This is a genomic window from Desulfomicrobium baculatum DSM 4028 (assembly GCF_000023225.1).
Taxonomy (GTDB): Bacteria; Desulfobacterota; Desulfovibrionia; order Desulfovibrionales; family Desulfomicrobiaceae; genus Desulfomicrobium; species Desulfomicrobium baculatum.
Genome location: NC_013173.1, coordinates 2,610,418 through 2,626,542 on the forward strand (window position 1 = coordinate 2,610,418; position 16,125 = coordinate 2,626,542).

19 protein-coding genes are annotated in these 16,125 nt (G+C 61.0%); 13 read left to right on the forward strand and 6 right to left on the reverse strand.

Annotated features, from left to right (window positions below):
* Genes DBAC_RS11365 through DBAC_RS11385 form a run of 5 tightly spaced genes read left to right on the forward strand, consistent with a single transcriptional unit; the run spans position 1 to position 2,996 of the window.
* Complete coding sequence (locus tag DBAC_RS11365; RefSeq protein WP_015774440.1) at positions 1-393, forward strand: response regulator; 393 nt, start codon at positions 1-3, stop codon at positions 391-393.
* Positions 386-1,012: a hypothetical protein gene (locus DBAC_RS17960; RefSeq protein WP_015774441.1), complete on the forward strand. Its 627-nt coding sequence runs from the start codon at positions 386-388 to the stop codon at positions 1,010-1,012. The genes DBAC_RS11365 and DBAC_RS17960 overlap by 8 nt, the downstream gene beginning before the upstream one ends.
* 23 nt (positions 1,013-1,035) lie before the next feature.
* Positions 1,036-1,419, forward strand: a complete 384-nt coding sequence (locus DBAC_RS11375) for a response regulator (RefSeq protein ID WP_015774442.1) — start codon at positions 1,036-1,038, stop codon at positions 1,417-1,419.
* 6 nt (positions 1,420-1,425) lie between these two features.
* The gene (locus tag DBAC_RS11380; protein ID WP_015774443.1) at positions 1,426-2,574 is read left to right on the forward strand and encodes a hybrid sensor histidine kinase/response regulator; all 1,149 of its coding nucleotides are present in this window, start codon (positions 1,426-1,428) and stop codon (positions 2,572-2,574) included.
* A 2-nt stretch (positions 2,575-2,576) separates the two neighbouring features.
* On the forward strand, positions 2,577-2,996 hold the full coding sequence (locus DBAC_RS11385) for a response regulator (RefSeq protein ID WP_015774444.1): 420 nt from the start codon (positions 2,577-2,579) through the stop codon (positions 2,994-2,996).
* A gap of 58 nt (positions 2,997-3,054) precedes the next feature.
* Here DBAC_RS11385 and DBAC_RS17965 read toward each other — a convergent pair whose 3' ends face one another.
* The 6 genes from DBAC_RS17965 to DBAC_RS19080 all read right to left on the reverse strand — a co-directional run bounded on the left by DBAC_RS17965 (position 3,055) and on the right by DBAC_RS19080 (position 6,995).
* A complete protein-coding gene (locus tag DBAC_RS17965) occupies positions 3,055-3,414 on the reverse strand; it encodes a response regulator transcription factor (RefSeq protein WP_015774445.1) in 360 nt (119 codons plus the stop codon).
* A gap of 76 nt (positions 3,415-3,490) precedes the next feature.
* Positions 3,491-3,868, reverse strand: coding sequence for a NifB/NifX family molybdenum-iron cluster-binding protein (locus DBAC_RS11395; protein WP_015774446.1), 378 nt, complete (start codon positions 3,866-3,868; stop codon positions 3,491-3,493).
* A gap of 27 nt (positions 3,869-3,895) precedes the next feature.
* Entirely contained in the window at positions 3,896-4,768 is an 873-nt protein-coding gene (locus DBAC_RS11400) for an ATP-binding protein (protein ID WP_015774447.1), read from the reverse strand.
* Complete coding sequence (locus tag DBAC_RS11405) at positions 4,761-5,630, reverse strand: nucleotide-binding protein (protein WP_015774448.1); 870 nt, start codon at positions 5,628-5,630, stop codon at positions 4,761-4,763. Before DBAC_RS11405 ends, DBAC_RS11400 begins: the two co-directional genes overlap by 8 nt.
* A 9-nt stretch (positions 5,631-5,639) precedes the next feature.
* On the reverse strand, positions 5,640-6,332 hold the full coding sequence (locus tag DBAC_RS11410) for a NifB/NifX family molybdenum-iron cluster-binding protein (RefSeq protein WP_015774449.1): 693 nt from the start codon (positions 6,330-6,332) through the stop codon (positions 5,640-5,642).
* Positions 6,333-6,416: 84 nt separating this feature from the next.
* Positions 6,417-6,995, reverse strand: a complete 579-nt coding sequence (locus DBAC_RS19080; protein ID WP_015774450.1) for a DUF134 domain-containing protein — start codon at positions 6,993-6,995, stop codon at positions 6,417-6,419.
* A 390-nt stretch (positions 6,996-7,385) separates the two neighbouring features.
* Between DBAC_RS19080 and DBAC_RS11420 the strand changes: the two genes are divergently transcribed.
* The 8 genes from DBAC_RS11420 (at position 7,386) to DBAC_RS11455 (ending at position 16,116) form a co-directional block, all read left to right on the forward strand.
* A complete protein-coding gene (locus DBAC_RS11420; RefSeq protein ID WP_015774451.1) occupies positions 7,386-8,039 on the forward strand; it encodes a CBS domain-containing protein in 654 nt (217 codons plus the stop codon).
* Positions 8,026-8,820, forward strand: a complete 795-nt coding sequence (locus tag DBAC_RS11425) for an ABC transporter ATP-binding protein (protein WP_015774452.1) — start codon at positions 8,026-8,028, stop codon at positions 8,818-8,820. The genes DBAC_RS11420 and DBAC_RS11425 overlap by 14 nt, the downstream gene beginning before the upstream one ends.
* On the forward strand, positions 8,821-10,716 hold the full coding sequence (locus tag DBAC_RS11430) for an AMP-binding protein (RefSeq protein WP_015774453.1): 1,896 nt from the start codon (positions 8,821-8,823) through the stop codon (positions 10,714-10,716).
* Between the two features lie 10 nt (positions 10,717-10,726).
* Complete coding sequence (locus tag DBAC_RS11435; protein ID WP_015774454.1) at positions 10,727-11,614, forward strand: branched-chain amino acid ABC transporter permease; 888 nt, start codon at positions 10,727-10,729, stop codon at positions 11,612-11,614.
* On the forward strand, positions 11,611-12,660 hold the full coding sequence (locus DBAC_RS11440) for a branched-chain amino acid ABC transporter permease (RefSeq protein WP_015774455.1): 1,050 nt from the start codon (positions 11,611-11,613) through the stop codon (positions 12,658-12,660). The genes DBAC_RS11435 and DBAC_RS11440 overlap by 4 nt, the downstream gene beginning before the upstream one ends.
* A 49-nt stretch (positions 12,661-12,709) precedes the next feature.
* Positions 12,710-13,867: an ABC transporter substrate-binding protein gene (locus DBAC_RS11445; protein WP_015774456.1), complete on the forward strand. Its 1,158-nt coding sequence runs from the start codon at positions 12,710-12,712 to the stop codon at positions 13,865-13,867.
* 91 nt (positions 13,868-13,958) lie between these two features.
* Entirely contained in the window at positions 13,959-14,756 is a 798-nt protein-coding gene (locus DBAC_RS11450; protein WP_015774457.1) for an ABC transporter ATP-binding protein, read from the forward strand.
* Between the two features lie 103 nt (positions 14,757-14,859).
* A complete protein-coding gene (locus tag DBAC_RS11455) occupies positions 14,860-16,116 on the forward strand; it encodes a phenylacetate--CoA ligase family protein (protein WP_015774458.1) in 1,257 nt (418 codons plus the stop codon).
* Positions 16,117-16,125 lie beyond the last annotated feature (9 nt).

Below are 16,125 nucleotides of genomic sequence, written 5' to 3' on the forward strand. Positions count from 1 at the left end.
ATGGATATGAATACATGGAACATCCTCTTGGTGGACGATGAAGTCGATTTCATCGTCACCCTGGCCGAACGTCTGGAACTCAGAGGAGTCAACGCCCGGGTTGTCCATGACGGAGAAGCGGCGCTGAAGGCCGTGGCCGACAATGTGCCGCAGGTGATTGTTTTGGACGTCATGATGCCGGGAATGAAAGGAATCGAAGTCCTGCAGAAGGTCAAAAGCGAACACCCCAAGGTCAAGGTCATCCTGCTCACCGGACAGGGCAAGACGCGCGACGGGATAGAAGGCATGCACCACGGCGCCTTCGCCTATCTGACGAAACCCCTTGACCTTGAAGAACTTATCCGAACCATCGACGAGGCCATAAGCGAACCCGAAGGAACTCCACATGCCTGAAATCCCGAAAGAAGCGCGTTTCATGGGCACTGTCACGGCTCAGACCATGCATGAAATGCAAAACATCCTGGCCATTATCCGCGAATCGGCGGGACTCATGGGCGACATCCTCAAAGTCAACTCCAGGGTTGATTTCAAGCACAAGCCCAACATGGAACGGACCCTTGAGAACATCACCTTCCAGGTGGACCGGGGCAAAGGGTTGCTCGACGCCACCAGCCGTCTGGCCCACACGCCGGACGCGGACCTGCTCGAAGGCTGCGACCTGACCGCCTACTCCAAAACCCTGGTCCAGTTGGCGGATCGTTACGTACGCTTGAAGGGCACGGCCTTGAACTTCAGCGCCCCGTCCACGGCACTGCCTGTTTCCATGGGCGCCCTGCAGGTGCTCATGAGCGGTTACAGGGCCCTGCAATGGGCGGTGGGTGCGGGCATGAAAGACGGCGTGATGCGTGTCGACCTCGAAGGCGGAACAGACTTTCATGTCCTGACCATCTGTCCCCCGGAAGGGGTCACTCCCGACCGGGAGGGAATCGCCGCTTTGGGGACGATGCTTGAACCGGGACGCGTGGAATGGGACGGCAGTCGGCTGCAACTCTTTTTCCCCGTTCAGCGCTAAGAACACAATCGCGGCAGGAGCACATGGACGAACCCAGCATTTTACTCATCGATGATGAAGAGGCATTCGTGACCACGCTGCAAGAGCGGCTAGAGATGCGCGGATTCTCCGCCGCTGTTGCGTTTGACGGCCAAAGCGGGCTGGACATGATCGCCACGAACCCACCCGATGTGGTCGTGCTTGACCTGCGCATGCCGGGGATCAGCGGGGTGGAAGTATTGCGCCGCATTCGCAAGCAGTGGCCCGGTCTCCCCGTGATCATGCTCAGCGGCCATGGTTCGGACCTGGATTTTGAGACCTGCATTCATCTCGGGGCGGCGATGTACCACAAAAAACCCTTGGACATCAGTACGCTGATCGACAGCGTCCACGCCGTGACCCAAGGCAAACAACAGCCTTTGCGGTAGAACGATATGGTACGAGTCCTGGTCGTTGATGACGAACGCGATTTCACGGATCTGCTCTCCGAGCGGCTGCGCACGCGCGGCATGGAGGTCAGGACAGCGTACAACGGGCAGGAGGCATTGGACGTCGCGCGGATCTTTGCACCGGAGGTCGTGGTGCTCGACATCACCATGCCGGGCATGAGCGGGATTGAAACCATGTACGCGCTGCGAGCCGAAAAGCCCGCGCCGGAAGTGATTCTGCTCACGGCAGACACCACCCTGGGCACGGCTGTCGCCGGAATGAAAGGCGGCGCGCGGGATTACCTGACCAAGCCGACCGACATAGACACCCTTGTGTCGGCCATCGGGGAGGCCGAAGGGCGACGGATGGAAAACATGTCCAGGCAGCGCATGGCGGAAACGGCCAAGCTTGCCGCCCTGGGAGAACTGGCTACCGGCGTGGCCCACGAGATCAACAACCCGTTGCAGGTGATACTCAATGAAGCGGGCTGGATCGAAGAAATCCTGGGCGAAACGGCCCTTGAGGGCAACAGCCGGGAACAGATTCTTGAATCCATCGCCCTGATCCGGCGTCAGGGCCTGCGCTGCAAGGCCATCACCTCCAAGCTGCTGACTTTGCGGTGCGCCCTGGACGCAAAAGGAGCGACCACGAATTTGCCCGATCTGGTGCACGAAGTTCTCATTGCGCGCCGGGCGCAAATCGAAAAGATGGGCATCCGGGTCGAAAAGCACTGGCCGGAGCAGTTGCGCGAAGTGAAGCTGCCGGATTCGGAATGGAGCCAGATCCTTGGCAACCTTGTCGACAATGCCATGGACGCCCTCGAATCGACGCCCGCCGAAGAACGTCTGCTGACGATTCAGGCCGACGTCGACGATGCGGAGCTCATTATTTCGGTTCAGGATTCGGGCTGCGGTATCGAAGAGCATCTCTTGACGCGAATTTTCGAACCCTTTTTCTCCACCAAGGAGGTGGGCAAGGGAATTGGACTGGGGCTGGCTATTTGTCACGGCATCATCGAGGCCATGGGAGGGAGCATCTCCGTGCGCAGCACCCCTGGGCATGGATCGACCTTCACCATAAAGGTGCCCATGGCCGTGCATGCGCACAACGAACATAACGGGCCGGAAAACCCGGCATCTGCCAAGGAGGAATGAACATGAACAAGATGAAGCTTCTGATCGTGGACGACGAGAAGGATCTGTGCCGCATTCTCGCCGACCGCCTCAATATTCTTTACGGTGTGTCCCCGGATGTGGCCCATACCGGCGACGACGCCCTGGAGATGGTCAAGAAAAAGAGCTATGATGTCGTGGTCCTCGACATCGAAATGCCCGGCATCGACGGCATCGAGACCCTGAAACAGATCAAGGCCATCAACTCCAAGATCCAGGTCGTGCTCTTCACCGGACACGGCAGCGAGGAGACCCGCCGCCTGGCCGAGGTCATGGGCGCGTTCAGCTATGTCGACAAGATCGACGGTCTGCCGAAACTCGCCCCCATGATCGAGGGCGCCTTCCGTCTGCGCAAGGTGCTTGAAGACACCTACGCCGACGCGGCCATGAACGAGTACAACTAACAACAAGGGGGAAGGCGATCTCGACCGCCTTCCCCCTTGTTTCTCGTCCAGCCTTGTTTCAACCCATTCCGTACAGCACGCACAAAAGGTTCATGGCTTTGGCACCGTCATCCCACTTCGGGTTTGCCGGCACGGCACAAAGCACCCCGAGCCCCTCGCTGTCCTCGTGAAACGCTTCCTCGCCCATGTCCGTGATGACCACGGTGTTCAGCATGGCGTTCACGCGAAGCAAATCCATCACAAATTTTTTGTAGTCCATCCCGGGGGTCATCGCGTCGACCACGACAAGCTGCCAGGGCGGGGTTGTTGCACGACCGAGAACATCTTCCGCGCTCTTCGCCCACTCGACATCGCCCCCCAGTCCCTGCGCGAATTCGTGCAGTGCCTCATTCCGTTCGGTGACAATGACCACCTGCATGTCGTTCTCCTTCAAGGAAGCTTAAAAAAATGGCCGGGCGATCTCCAGAGGCGAAATCGTCCGGCCGGGAGGATGGCTATTGACCACCGCCGCAGGTGTATTCCTGGGTGAAAGGCACCAACGCGCCCTTCAGAAGCGCGTCCACGGCTGTTCCGACACTCGGCGCGCCGGCGCCATAAAAAACCTGGATGCCGACCTGATTGAATCCCATCAGCGGACGCATGCCCATGCCGCCGGCGATGAGCAGGTTGACCCCGTTGCTGGCCAAATGCTGGACCGGGGCCATGCATCCGCCCTGGGCGTGAGGGACGTTGGGCAGGGTGCTGACCTGGGCCACGGAACCGGCCTCGACGTCAATGATGGTGTACAGGTCGCAATGCCCGAAATGGGCGCCGACTTCCGCTTCAAGTCCGCCCGGAAGCGCCGAGGGGACTGCAATTCTGACTTTTTCCATAAACGTGTTTCTCCTTGTTCGATACACTTATGATTGCAAAAGATTCGTGATCGTCTGCCACGCCTGCCGAACCTGCGTGGCGATGGCGCTGTCTTCACCTTCGGTAATGGCCTGCCGCCGGACCATGGCTTCGGTGACCGCCGTGTCATGAGGCAGCAAAGCAGCCAGTGTGTACCCCTTTTCCTTGCACAGCGCACCAATTCGACTTGTTTGCTCGGGATTGAGGTCATGCTTGTTGACCACGACGGCGACTCTGGTGCGAAAATGATCGCACAGGCTGGCCACCCGTTCCAGATCGTGCACGCCCGACGGAGTGGGTTCGGTCACGACCACGGCCAGATCCGTCTGCGAAAGGGAGGCGATGACCGGGCAGCCGATGCCCGGCGCGCCGTCACACAAAATAAGCTCCAGGCCGCGCTCTTCGGCGAGTACCCGGGCTTCCTTCTTCAGGCGCGAAACCAGAAGGCCCGAGTTTTCCTGTCCGGGGAAAAGCTGCGCATGCACCATCGGGCCGAACCGGGTCTCGCTCATGTAATGCTGCCCGCAATGCCTTGCGGGAAAATCTATGGCCTGTTCAGGGCAGAACGCCACGCAGACCTTGCACCCTTCGCAGCGCAGCGGGGCGACGCTGAAAACACCGTCCTTCTCGTCGATGGCGTCGTACCGGCACATGGATGCGCAGAGGCCGCAGCCCGTGCATTTTTCAGGATCGATGACCGCTTCATGTCCGGAAATGAACCTCTCATCGCGGATGATGGTGGGGTCCAGCAAAAGATGCAGATCCGGCGCGTCCACATCCAGGTCGCAGATCACCTTGCTCTCGGCCAAGTGGGCGAACGCCGCCGTCAGGGAGGTTTTCCCGGTGCCGCCCTTGCCGCTGATCACAACTACCTCACGCATGGCGGACCTCCTTGGCTAGCTGACGCAAGTCCCGGCCCAGCTTGGAAAACAGCTCGCCCAGATCCGCATCCAGTTCGGCCAGGATAAATCCCTTGGAATAATGCTCCGCGATGTCGCGGCGATAGGGGATTTCCGCCAGGATCGGCAGGTTCTGGACCGCGCAGAATTCGTAGACACGATGGTCACCCAGGCCGGCCCGATTGATGACCACGGCGATGGGCTTCTCGTAAGGGGAGAAGGCTTCCCAGGCCAGTTTGAAATCATGAAATCCGAACGGAGTGGGCTCGGTGACAAGCACGATGACATCGCTGTCGGCCACCGCGCTCATGGCCGGGCAGCTCACCCCGGGAGGGGCATCGACCAGCACGTCCATGGACTTGGCGGCACTTTCCGCGCGCATGCACGAACGCACGTAGCGCATGAGCGGCGGGCTCATGGCCTCGCCGACTCGCAGCCGTCCGGTCAGGCACGGCAGCGTGCCGCGGACAACGCCGCGCTCCATGACGCCAAGCTCACGCATGCCCACGCCGATGGCGCCTTCGGGACAGATGGCCATGCACCCGCCGCAGCCGTGACACATCTCCGGAAAGGTCATGATGGCCTTGCCCATGACCGCGATGGCCTTGAACTGGCACAGTTCCGCGCACTTGCGGCAGTATGTGCATTTGCTCTCGTCCACTTCGGGGACTTCTATGGTCACGACTTCGGTGTCCGTGACCTCAGGTTTCAAAAAAAGATGAAGATTTGGCTCTTCCACATCCAGATCAACGGCCATCACAGGCCGTGACCACGACACGGCCAGCGAGGCCGTGACCGTGGTCTTGCCCGTGCCGCCCTTTCCGCTGGCAACCGATACGATCATGGTGACATCCTATCTGTTTGGAGAGTCCGTGAATTCAACCTTGCCGGCCTTGAACGCTTCCACCGCATCGGCCACGGTGCCGCCGTTCATGTTGTGGCCGATCTTCACGCCTCCACCCTTGAGGGCTGTAAACGCCTTGGGCCCGACGCTGCCGGTCAGAAGCACCGAGGCTCCGGCATTGATGATGTTTTCGGCGGCCTGAATGCCGGCCCCGTGCGACAGGGTCTGGGAGCCGCCGTTGTCGATGTACGTAGATTCCATGGTCTCAAGGTCGACGACGACAAATCCCGCGGCCCGCCCAAAACGCGGATCAACGCGATCAGTCATGCTCGGGCCTTCACTAGTTATGGCTATCTTGGTCATGCTAAGCTCCTTGCTGCGGGCCGCCACACGGTCCGGATACAGTTGTAGACACGGCATCTTGGCATCATGGGCGATGTGCAGAGCAAGCCCCTCCACCAGCGCCTTGGTCACGACGCGACGGGCATCGCCAAGGATACGGCCGAAGGTGTGCCGGGAGACGTGCATGCGCTCGGCACCCTCTTCCATGCTCAGGCCCTCGTAGTCGGCCAGGCGCAGGGCTTCAAAACCGTCCATGGTCAGATATACTTCCGTCAGTTCGCGCAGGGGAATTCCCTGCGGCTTGAAAAACGACGCCTTGGGACATCCTTCGATGCGGCGACATTTCCTGGGTCGTGGCATGGCACCTCCATTTTGCTCAAACGAGCATTTATTCCTCCGTTTTCACGGTGTCAATCCCCGGGGACTGCGGAGCCTGTCCATCCGTCAAGCAGGATCCGTCGCGACGCACGCGCCCCTGCCCGGCTCCTCCCTTGGCGCCAGCACCGGCTCCGGCTCCTCCCTGGACACCGGCTCCGGTTCCGCAACCCGGACGCCTCCCGCGGCATCCGCCGCCCTGACCGCCCTGTCCGCGTCCACCCTGGCCTCGTCCTCCGCCACCGCCTTGTCCTGTTCGTCCCGGCATGACCTTTCTCCTTGCGTTTGCTCCGTACCCCTGGCGCAGCTCTTGCCGCGCAGGCAACACGGAGTCATTTCCTCAAAGTCCGCACCCGTCACGGTGTGCTCTCCATCAACATCGATGCGCAAAGCCCAGCCGCGCGAGAGCGCACGCGCCACCTGGGTCCTGGCCTCTCCCAGAATACGGCACAGGGTCGGCCGGGAAACCCGCATGCGGGAGGCGGCCTCTTCCTGGCTCATCCCTTCGCCGTCCACCAGCCGCATGGCCTCGAAACCATCGAGCCCCAGCACCACGCCGTGCAACCGCCCCATGGGCACTCCCACCGGCTTGAAAACCGTCACGGCAGGCACATCGGCCACAAATCTGCATTTTCTCCTGCGCCCCATTCGCCCCTCCTCTATATTGAAACTATGTTCAAAATAATCCCGCCATGCCAACCTGTCAAGGACCCTTCTGAAAAACAGGCGGCAACTTTTTTTTCATGAGCAATTTTAATTGCAGAATGACATGCCCACCATGCGGACTCTTTCCGCCGAAACCGATCTTCATTTGTCAATTTTTATTGCAAAAGCCCGACTACAAACACTCTCGTTTCGCTTGGCCGTACCCAAACCTGAAACGCGCGCCGGTTCTTTATCATACATAACATTCTGAATTTAATATATTTTTAAAAACGGTATTAAAAAAACAAGATTATTCGACCCGCCACGATGCGTTCTGGCACGAACCTTTCTTAATGCACTCCGACACCCACACCCCGAGAAAAAGGAGCAACCATGTTTGTCGGGCTCAAAATGCTAAAGAATTTCATAGCGATGCCGCCGGAAGCACTGGTCGAGGACGCGCAGCGGCTCATGGACGAGCAGCAACTCTGGATGCTGTTCGTGGTCAAGGGCGGAAAACTGGTCGGATACGTTCGCACCGAAGACATCAGCGCGGCCATGCCTTCGCTCGTGACGGGACTGGACAAGCACGAGATCAACTACCTCCTGTCCAAACTGACCGTCAGCCGGATCATGCGCACGGACATCACCCCCGTCACCCCCGAAACGGAAATCGAGACCGCCGCCATGCTCATGCACGCCAAGAACCTGGCCGGACTCGCCGTGGTCAACCCGGACGGCGATCTCATCGGCTACATCAACCGCACGGTCATGCTCGAAGTGCTGGCCGAGGAGATGGGCTTCGGCCAGGGCGGTTCGCGTATCGTCTTCGAGGTCGTGGACAGGCCCGGCGTGCTCAAGGAAGTCTCGGGCATCATCGACGCCATGGGCTACTCCATCATCTCCACCGGGACATTTACCCACAAGGAACGCCGCATGGTCGTCATCCGCGTGGACACGCCCAATCCATCATCCATTGCGGCAGCATTGCAGAAAACCGGATACGATGTGGTCGGGCCCGAGGATTTCAAGCATGAATGGCAGTAGTCCCCTGCTCGCGGTGCAGGAGGTCACCCTGACCTTCAAGAACGTGGCCGCCCTGTCCCGGGTGTCGTGCAGCGTACAAAAGGGCAGCATCACCTCGCTCATCGGCCCCAACGGCGCGGGCAAGACCAGCATGCTCAACTGCATCTCCGGCCGCTACACCCCGACCAAGGGCACGATCCGCATGGGCGACCGCGAACTCTCCGGCGTGCCCGCGCACAAGCGCACCAGCTTCGGCCTGGCCCGCACCTTCCAGAACATCGCCTTGTTCCGGGGCCTCTCGGTTCTCGACAACCTCATGGTCGGCCGCCATTCCCGCCTTGATTACGGACTGCTGGCCTCCATCTTCTACCTCGGCAAGGCCAGGGCCGAAGAGGATCGCCATCGGCTGCGGGTGGAGGAGATCATCGATTTTCTGAACCTCTCCCCCTACCGCCATCAAATCGCCGGACACCTGCCCTACGGCGTGCAGAAGAAGGTCGAGCTGGGCCGCGCCCTGGCCGCCGAACCGGAACTGCTGCTGCTCGACGAACCCATGGCGGGCATGAACCTGGAAGAGACCGAGGACATGGCCCGCTCCATCCTCGACATCAACGAGGAGTGGGGCGTGACCGTCTTTCTGGTCGAGCACGACATGGGCGTGGTCATGGACCTCTCGGACCATGTCATCGTGCTCGACTTCGGCCGGGTGCTGGCCAGCGGAACGCCGGAAGCCATCCAGAACAATCCCAAGGTCATCAGCGCCTATCTCGGCGATGATGACGCGCTCTATAAGGGACGCTAAATGACCGCTCCGTACGAAACCACCCTCCCGAGGCTGCTCCTCGAAAACAGCCGCAACCGTCCCGGCCGCACGGCCCTGCGCGAAAAAAGCTTCGGCATCTGGCAGCCCTTTTCCTATGCCCAGTACTGGACCATCACCGCCGAATTCGCGGCGGGCATGAAGGCCCTGGGCCTGGGCCGGGGCGACATCATCGTCATCATCGGCGACAACCGCCCCGAGTGGCTCTGGGCGCAGCTGGCCATCCAGGGTCTGGGCGGCGTGTCTCTCGGGCTGTATCAGGATTCGCCGGGAGAAGAGATCGGCTACGTGTTCGAACTCTCGAAGGCCCGCCTGGTGGTGGCCGAGGATCAGGAACAGGTCGACAAAATCCTGTCCATCAAAGACTCCCTGCCGCTCCTCGAATACATCGTCTATCACGACTCCAAGGGCCTGATCGGGTACGACAGGTCGGGGCTCAAATCCTTCGACGAAATCCGCGCTCTGGGCAAAGAGCGGGCGCACGAATTCGAGAGCTGGATAAAGGGCGTCTCCCCGGACGACACGGCGCTCATCGCCACCACCTCAGGCTCCACCGGTCGGCCCAAGCTGGCCATGCTCTCGCACAAAAACCTCCTCTCCATGGCCTGGAACCTCGGCCAGTCCGATCCAAAGCGCGATTCCGACGAGTTCGTGTCCTTCCTGCCCCTGGCCTGGATGGGCGAACAGATGATGGCCGTGTCCTCAGCCCTGTTGTTCGGATTCTGCGTCAATTTCCCCGAAGAGCCGGACACCGTGCAGGAGAACATCCGCGAGATAGGGCCGCACCTCATCTTCTCGCCGCCACGGGTCTGGGAGAACATGGCCGCCAAGGTCCGGGTGCGCATCATGGAGACCACCCGCTTCAAGCGTTTTCTCTTCAATACGTTCATGCCCATCGGCCTGAAATACGCAGACGCGGTGCTACGCGGCGAGACGCCTTCGGCGGGACTGCGCATGGCCAACAAGCTGGCCGACTGGGGCCTCTTCCGGGCGCTGCGGGACCGGCTCGGCTTTTCACGGGTGCGCTCAGCCTCCACGGGCGGAGCACCGCTCGGCCCTGACACCTTCACCTTTTTTCACGCCATGGGCGTGAACCTGAAGCAGATTTACGGCCAGACCGAGATCGCGGGCATCTCCTGCATCCACCGCGACGGCGCGGTCAGCTTCGAGTCCGTGGGAGAGCCCATTGCCGGAACCGAGATCCGCATCTCCGAGGACGGCGAGATCCTGTCCAGAAGCGCCGCCGTATTCAAAGGCTATCTCGGCAACGACGCCGCCACCGCCGAGACCATCACGGACGGCTGGCTGCGTTCGGGCGATGCCGGGTTCTTCAAGGACAACGGTCAGCTCGTCATCATCGACCGCCTCTCCGACGTCATGACCACGGGCAAGGGCGTGCGTTTCTCGCCGCAGTTCATCGAGAACAAGCTCAAGTTCTCGACCTATGTGCAGGAAGCCGTGGTCCTCGGACACGAACGCGAGTTCATCACCGCCATCATCTGCCTAGACGGGGACATCGCCGGCCGCTGGGCCGAGTCCAAGGGCCTGACCTACACCACCTACCAGGATCTGGCGGCCAAGCCCGAGCTCTACGACCTGATCGAGTCCGAAATCCGGAGCATCAACCCGTCCCTGCAACCCGGCACCGAGGTGACGCGCTTCGCCCTGCTCTTCAAGGAACTCGACGCCGACGACGGCGAACTGACCCGCACGAGGAAGATCCGGCGCAAAGTCATCAATGAGCGCTACGTGGAGCTGATCGCCGCGCTGTACGACGGCACGGACAACACGGACCTGTGCATCGCCATCACCTACCAGGACGGCTCGCACCGCGAGATGACGGGCGCGATCTGCATCCGCGACATCCGGCAACAGTAAGGAACACCGCATGGAATATTATCTCCAACTCATCATCAACGGCCTGGTGGTCGGCTCCATCTACAGCCTGGTGGCGCTGGGCTTTGTCATCATTTTCAAGGCGACCAAGGTCGTCAACTTCGCCCAAGGCGAGCTGGTCATGGTCGGGGCCTATGTCTGCTTCTCCCTGACCGTGCAGTACCAGCTGCCGTTTCTGGTCTCGTTCCTCCTGACGCTGGTCTTTTCCATCGCCCTGGCCATCCTCGTGGAGCGCCTCATACTGCGGCCGCTCATCGGAGAACCCATCATCTCCGTGATCATGGTCACCATCGGGCTCTCGTCCATGCTCAAATCCTTCGTGCAAATGACCTGGGGCACCCAGATCCAGGTCTTTCCGCCCATCCTGCCCCAGGAACCCTACATGCTCTTGGGGCTGCCCATCGCCCCGGTCTATGTGGCGGCCTTCGGCCTCTCGATCCTGCTCTTCGGGGTCTTCACCCTCTTCTTCAAGTATTCGTCCCTTGGCATCGCCATGCGGGCCACGGCCTTCGACCAGCAGGCGGCGCAGTCCATGGGCATCGGCATCAAATCCATCTTCGCCCTGTCGTGGTGCATCGCGGCCGTGGTTTCAAGCATCGGCGGCATCATCCTCGGCAACATCAACGGCATCAACGCGCAGCTCGGGCACCTTGGTCTCAAGGTCTTCCCGGCCGTGATCCTGGGAGGTCTCGACAGCCTGCTCGGCGCGGCGCTGGGGGGGCTCATCATCGGGGTGCTGGAGAACATCTGCGAAGGCGCGGCCAAGGATCTTTTTGGTCTGGGCGGCTTCAAGGAGGTAGCCTCCTTTGCGATCCTGGTGATCATCCTCATGATCAAACCCTACGGACTGTTCGGAACCAAGGAGATTGAACGGGTATGAGCATGCACAAATGCGGTCTCTTCTACACGACCTACGCCCGCGAGGACGGACTATTCCCCTCGAAGTTCCAGAAGACATGTCTGGCCCTATTTTTCGCGGCGCTGCTGGCCTGCCCGCAGTTTCTGGACTCCTACGTCATGTCCATCCTGAACCTGATCCTCATCGCGGTCATCGGGGCGGTCTCCCTGAACCTGTTGACCGGCGTCTGCGGCCAGATGTCGCTCGGGCACGGAGCCTTCGTCGGCGTGGGCGCCTACGGCGCGGCGGTGCTGTCCAACCTGGGCGTGCCCTTTTTCCTGGCCCTGCTCGGCGGGGGGGCGGTGGCGGCCATGGTCGGCATGATCTTCGGCATCCCGTCGCTGCGCCTGAAGGGCATCTATCTTGCCATCTCCACCCTGGCCGCCCAGCTCATCCTCGAATACGTCTTCCTGCACGCAGGCAGCCTGACCGGCGGAGCCAACGGCCTGCCCGTCAATGCGCCGGAAATCATGGGCTATTCCTTTGATACCGACTCCAAGATCTTCTACCTCATCCTGCTCGTGACCGTGCTGTGCGTCCTGGTCGTGACCAACGTGATCCGCACCCGGCCGGGACGGGCCTTCGTGGCCATCCGCGACTACCACCAGTCCGCCGAGAACGTTGGGGTCAACCTGTTCGCCTTCAAGCTGCAGGCCTTCGGGCTGAGCTCCTTTCTGGCCGGCATCGCCGGGGGGCTCTGGGCGCACTACACCATGTACATCACCCCGGAGCAGTTCTCCATGGGGCTGTCCATCAGCTATCTGGCCATGATCATCATCGGCGGCATGGGCTCGGTGCTGGGGTCCATCTTCGGGGCCATCTTCATCACCCTGCTCCCTGAAATGCTGAATCTCCTGACCACGTCCCTGGGGGGCATCGCCCCGGACTTAAGCGCCATCATCGTGCCCATGAAGGAAGGGGTCTTCGGGCTCATGCTGGTGCTTTTTCTCATCTTCGAACCAGAAGGCCTGGCCCGCAAATGGAGGCTGACCAAGGCCTATTGGAAGCTGTTCCCCTTTGCATATTAACGCCTCGGCCTTCGCGCCGGGAAAACCTTTCGCCGCATCCGGAGACACCATGAAAAAGCTTCTTGTTCTGACCGTCCTGGCTCTCGTCGCCAGCATCAGCACGGCATCGGCCGCCTACAAGGTGGGCCTTCTGTCCGACCTGACCGGCCCCACGTCCAGCGTGGGCGCACCCTACGCCGACGGCATCAAGGCCTATGTCGCCTGGCTGAACGACAACGGCGGCATCGCGGGCGAGCCCGTTGAACTGATCCAGGTTGACTACGCCTACAACGTGCAGCAGGCCCTGGCCGCCTACAAGCGCTTCACTTCCAGCGGCATCGTGGCCATGCAGGGCTGGGGCACGGGCGACACCGAGGCGCTGGTCAAATTCGTGGCCAAGGACAAGATCCCGGTCTTCTCGGCCTCCTACTCCGCACACCTGATGGACCCGGCCAAGGCGCCCTACAACTTCACCGCGGCTCCCGACTATTCGACCCAGGGCCGAGCCGGTCTCAAATATCTGCGCGAGTCCTGGAAGGAAGAACGCGCCCCCAAGCTGGCCTTCGTTTTTCCGGACAACCCATACGGCTCCGTGCCCATCCCGGCCATGAAAGAATATGCCGCCGAACTCGGCTTTGAGATCGTGGGCCAGGAAAACGTGGATTTGAAAGCCATCGACGCCACGCCGCAGCTCTTGAGCCTCAAGAAGGTCGAACCGGACTTCGTCTGGACCGGCGGCACCACCCCGTCCACGGCCGTGATCATGAAGGACGCGCAGAAGCTCGGCATGACCTGCACCTTTTTGACCAACATCTGGAGCAGCGACGAGAACATCTTCAAGCTGGCCGGCGACGCCGCCAACGGGCACTTCGGCCTGCAGGGCGGCGTCATCTACGGTCAAGACGTGCCCGGCATGAAAATCATCCGCGAACTGACCAAGGAAGAGCCGCAGATGACCCACTACGTGCGCGGCTTCGTGTCCGCCATGGTCATGTGCGAGGGCATGAAAATGGCCAAGGCGACGGGTGAAGTTACGGGCGAAAGCATCAAGGCAGCCCTTGAGACCATGCGCGATTTCGATCCGCAGGGGCTCGCCCCGGCCATCAGCTACTTTGCCGATGACCACCGCCCGAACCTGTCCGTGAACATCACCGCCTTTACGGGCGGCAAGCTTGAATTCGTCAAGACCGAGACCCTGGAACGCAAAAAGGAATGGCTGGGACATTAATTCCCCGGCGAAGGGGCGCGGCGCGCCGCACAGCCACGCCGTGTCCCTCCACCGCAACACAATTTTGAATACCATCTCTGAGAAAAAACCGATGAATATCCTCCAAGTCATGAACCTGGAAGTGGTCTACAATGATGTGGTCCTGGTTTTGAAAGGCCTGTCCCTGGACGTGACCGCAGGCAGCATCACCACGCTCCTCGGCGCCAACGGCGCGGGCAAGTCCACCACTTTAAAAGCCATCTCCGGGCTCCTGGCCGGGGAGAACGGCAAGGTCACCTCCGGGTCCATCCTCTATGACGGCATGGAGACGGTCCGCCTTGTCCCGGAAAAGCTGGTCCGGGCCGGGGTTTTTCAGGTCATGGAGGGACGCCGCATCTTCGAGGACCTGACCGTGGAGGAGAATCTGCGCTGCGGAGGCTACACCCAACCCGCACGCCTTTTTGCGCACAACTCCGAAAAGGTGTACGCGTATTTCCCGAGACTTAAAGAACGGCGCCATCAGCTAGCGGGCTACATGTCCGGCGGCGAACAGCAGATGCTGGCCATCGGCCGAGCGGTCATGGCCAACCCCAAACTGCTGCTGCTGGATGAACCGTCCCTGGGCCTTGCGCCTTTGCTGGTGGAGGAGATCTTCGACATCGTGCGCAGGATCAACACGACCGAAGGGGTCAGCGTGCTGCTGGTGGAGCAGAACGCGCGCATGGCCCTGTCCCTGGCCGACTTCGGATACATCATGGAGAACGGCCGCATCGTCATGGACGGCAAGGGCGAGGACCTGCTCCGGAATCCCGACGTGCAGGAATTTTATCTCGGGCTTGGACACGGCGGAGAAAAACGCAGCTATCACGACGTGAAGCACTACAGACGAAGAAAACGCTGGCTCGGCTGAGGCCTTGCGGCAACCATTCGCATGGCGACGCAGCCGGAGCGGTTGGTGAACGTCTCTCACTCATTCGCAAACTTCTTCCAAACAACTCTTGATTGGAGCGTTCATGGACAGAACACAGGGCTTTTATCATGACCTTGAGACCGAATCCGAATCCGTAAGGACGAACAGGCAGTGGCAAACCATCCAGGCCGTGGTCGAAAAGGCGTTGTCCTTCGAGGGGGAATTCCGGGAACGTCTGGCCTCGGTGGGCATCGTGGCGGACGAGATCCGTTCCTTGGACGATTTCACCTCCATCCCCGTGCTGCGCAAGAAGGACCTGTCACGGTTGCAGCGTGAGAAAGGGTTGTCCTGGTTTCTGTCTCGCGCTCCCGGCCGGCTTTCACGCATTTACCAGTCCCCCGGCCCCATTTACGATCCCGAGGGACGGGGCGCGGACTACTGGGGCTGGGCCGAAGCCTTCTTTGCTGCGGGCGTCCGCGACGGGGACCTGGCGCAGATGACGTTTAGCTACCACCTCACCCCGGCCGGGCTGATGCTCGAAGAACCCCTGCGCGCACTGGGTTGCGCGGTGATACCGGCCGGCCCCGGCAACTCGGCCGTGCAGCTGCAGCTCATGCAGGAACTGCCCGTGACCGTCTTCGTGGGCATGACCAGTTTTCTCAAATCGCTGGGAGAAAAGGCTCGGGAAAAAGGGTCCGATCCCAAAAAAGACTTTGGCCTCAAGGTCGGATTCGTTGCCGCCGAACGCCTGACCGAGAGCCTGCGCACGGAAGTGCAGGAAATGTTCGGCATGATCATTCGTCAGGGCTACGGCACGGCCGATGTGGGCTGCATCGCCTACGAATGCCGGGAGCTCGGCGGCATGCATCTCTCGAACCGCTGCTTCGTGGAACTCTGCGACCCGGCCACCGGACGGCCCGTGCCCACGGGAGAACTCGGTGAAGTGGTGGTTACGCCGTTCTCCCCGGACTATCCCCTGATTCGTCTGGCCACCGGAGACCTGTCGCGCCTTTCCGACTTTCCCTGCGCCTGCGGCCGCACAACGCCAAAGCTGCAGGGGATTCTCGGACGGGTGGACGACACCGCCAAGGTCCGCGGGCAATTCATCTATCCCGCCCAGGTCGCGCAGGCCATGAGCCGGTTCCCGCAGATTCTGCGCCATCAGGTGGTTGTCGGCAATCCCGGCGGCAAGGAGACCCTGACCCTGCGCATCGAAACCAATGGACCGGCGGACCCCGGCGCCGTTGGCGCGGGTTTTCAGGAGGTGATCAAGCTGCGGCCGGTCGTGGTGACTCTCGGCCTGGGAGAAACCATCCCGGAAGGGGCCCCGGCTCTTGTTGACGAACGCACATACGACTAGGAAGCAGTC

Excerpts from the sequence above, each read along its gene's own strand:
- DBAC_RS11365 (WP_015774440.1), top strand. The coding sequence starts at position 1 with ATGGATATGAATACATGGAACATCCTCTTGGTGGACGATGAAGTCGAT.
- DBAC_RS17960 (WP_015774441.1), top strand. The coding sequence starts at position 386 with ATGCCTGAAATCCCGAAAGAAGCGCGTTTCATGGGCACTGTCACGGCT.
- DBAC_RS11375 (WP_015774442.1), top strand. The coding sequence starts at position 1,036 with ATGGACGAACCCAGCATTTTACTCATCGATGATGAAGAGGCATTCGTG.
- DBAC_RS11380 (WP_015774443.1), top strand. The coding sequence starts at position 1,426 with ATGGTACGAGTCCTGGTCGTTGATGACGAACGCGATTTCACGGATCTG.
- DBAC_RS11385 (WP_015774444.1), top strand. The coding sequence starts at position 2,577 with ATGAACAAGATGAAGCTTCTGATCGTGGACGACGAGAAGGATCTGTGC.
- DBAC_RS17965 (WP_015774445.1), bottom strand. The coding sequence starts at position 3,414 with ATGCAGGTGGTCATTGTCACCGAACGGAATGAGGCACTGCACGAATTC.
- DBAC_RS11395 (WP_015774446.1), bottom strand. The coding sequence starts at position 3,868 with ATGGAAAAAGTCAGAATTGCAGTCCCCTCGGCGCTTCCGGGCGGACTT.
- DBAC_RS11400 (WP_015774447.1), bottom strand. The coding sequence starts at position 4,768 with ATGCGTGAGGTAGTTGTGATCAGCGGCAAGGGCGGCACCGGGAAAACC.
- DBAC_RS11405 (WP_015774448.1), bottom strand. The coding sequence starts at position 5,630 with ATGATCGTATCGGTTGCCAGCGGAAAGGGCGGCACGGGCAAGACCACG.
- DBAC_RS11410 (WP_015774449.1), bottom strand. The coding sequence starts at position 6,332 with ATGCCACGACCCAGGAAATGTCGCCGCATCGAAGGATGTCCCAAGGCG.
- DBAC_RS19080 (WP_015774450.1), bottom strand. The coding sequence starts at position 6,995 with ATGGGGCGCAGGAGAAAATGCAGATTTGTGGCCGATGTGCCTGCCGTG.
- DBAC_RS11420 (WP_015774451.1), top strand. The coding sequence starts at position 7,386 with ATGTTTGTCGGGCTCAAAATGCTAAAGAATTTCATAGCGATGCCGCCG.
- DBAC_RS11425 (WP_015774452.1), top strand. The coding sequence starts at position 8,026 with ATGAATGGCAGTAGTCCCCTGCTCGCGGTGCAGGAGGTCACCCTGACC.
- DBAC_RS11430 (WP_015774453.1), top strand. The coding sequence starts at position 8,821 with ATGACCGCTCCGTACGAAACCACCCTCCCGAGGCTGCTCCTCGAAAAC.
- DBAC_RS11435 (WP_015774454.1), top strand. The coding sequence starts at position 10,727 with ATGGAATATTATCTCCAACTCATCATCAACGGCCTGGTGGTCGGCTCC.
- DBAC_RS11440 (WP_015774455.1), top strand. The coding sequence starts at position 11,611 with ATGAGCATGCACAAATGCGGTCTCTTCTACACGACCTACGCCCGCGAG.
- DBAC_RS11445 (WP_015774456.1), top strand. The coding sequence starts at position 12,710 with ATGAAAAAGCTTCTTGTTCTGACCGTCCTGGCTCTCGTCGCCAGCATC.
- DBAC_RS11450 (WP_015774457.1), top strand. The coding sequence starts at position 13,959 with ATGAATATCCTCCAAGTCATGAACCTGGAAGTGGTCTACAATGATGTG.
- DBAC_RS11455 (WP_015774458.1), top strand. The coding sequence starts at position 14,860 with ATGGACAGAACACAGGGCTTTTATCATGACCTTGAGACCGAATCCGAA.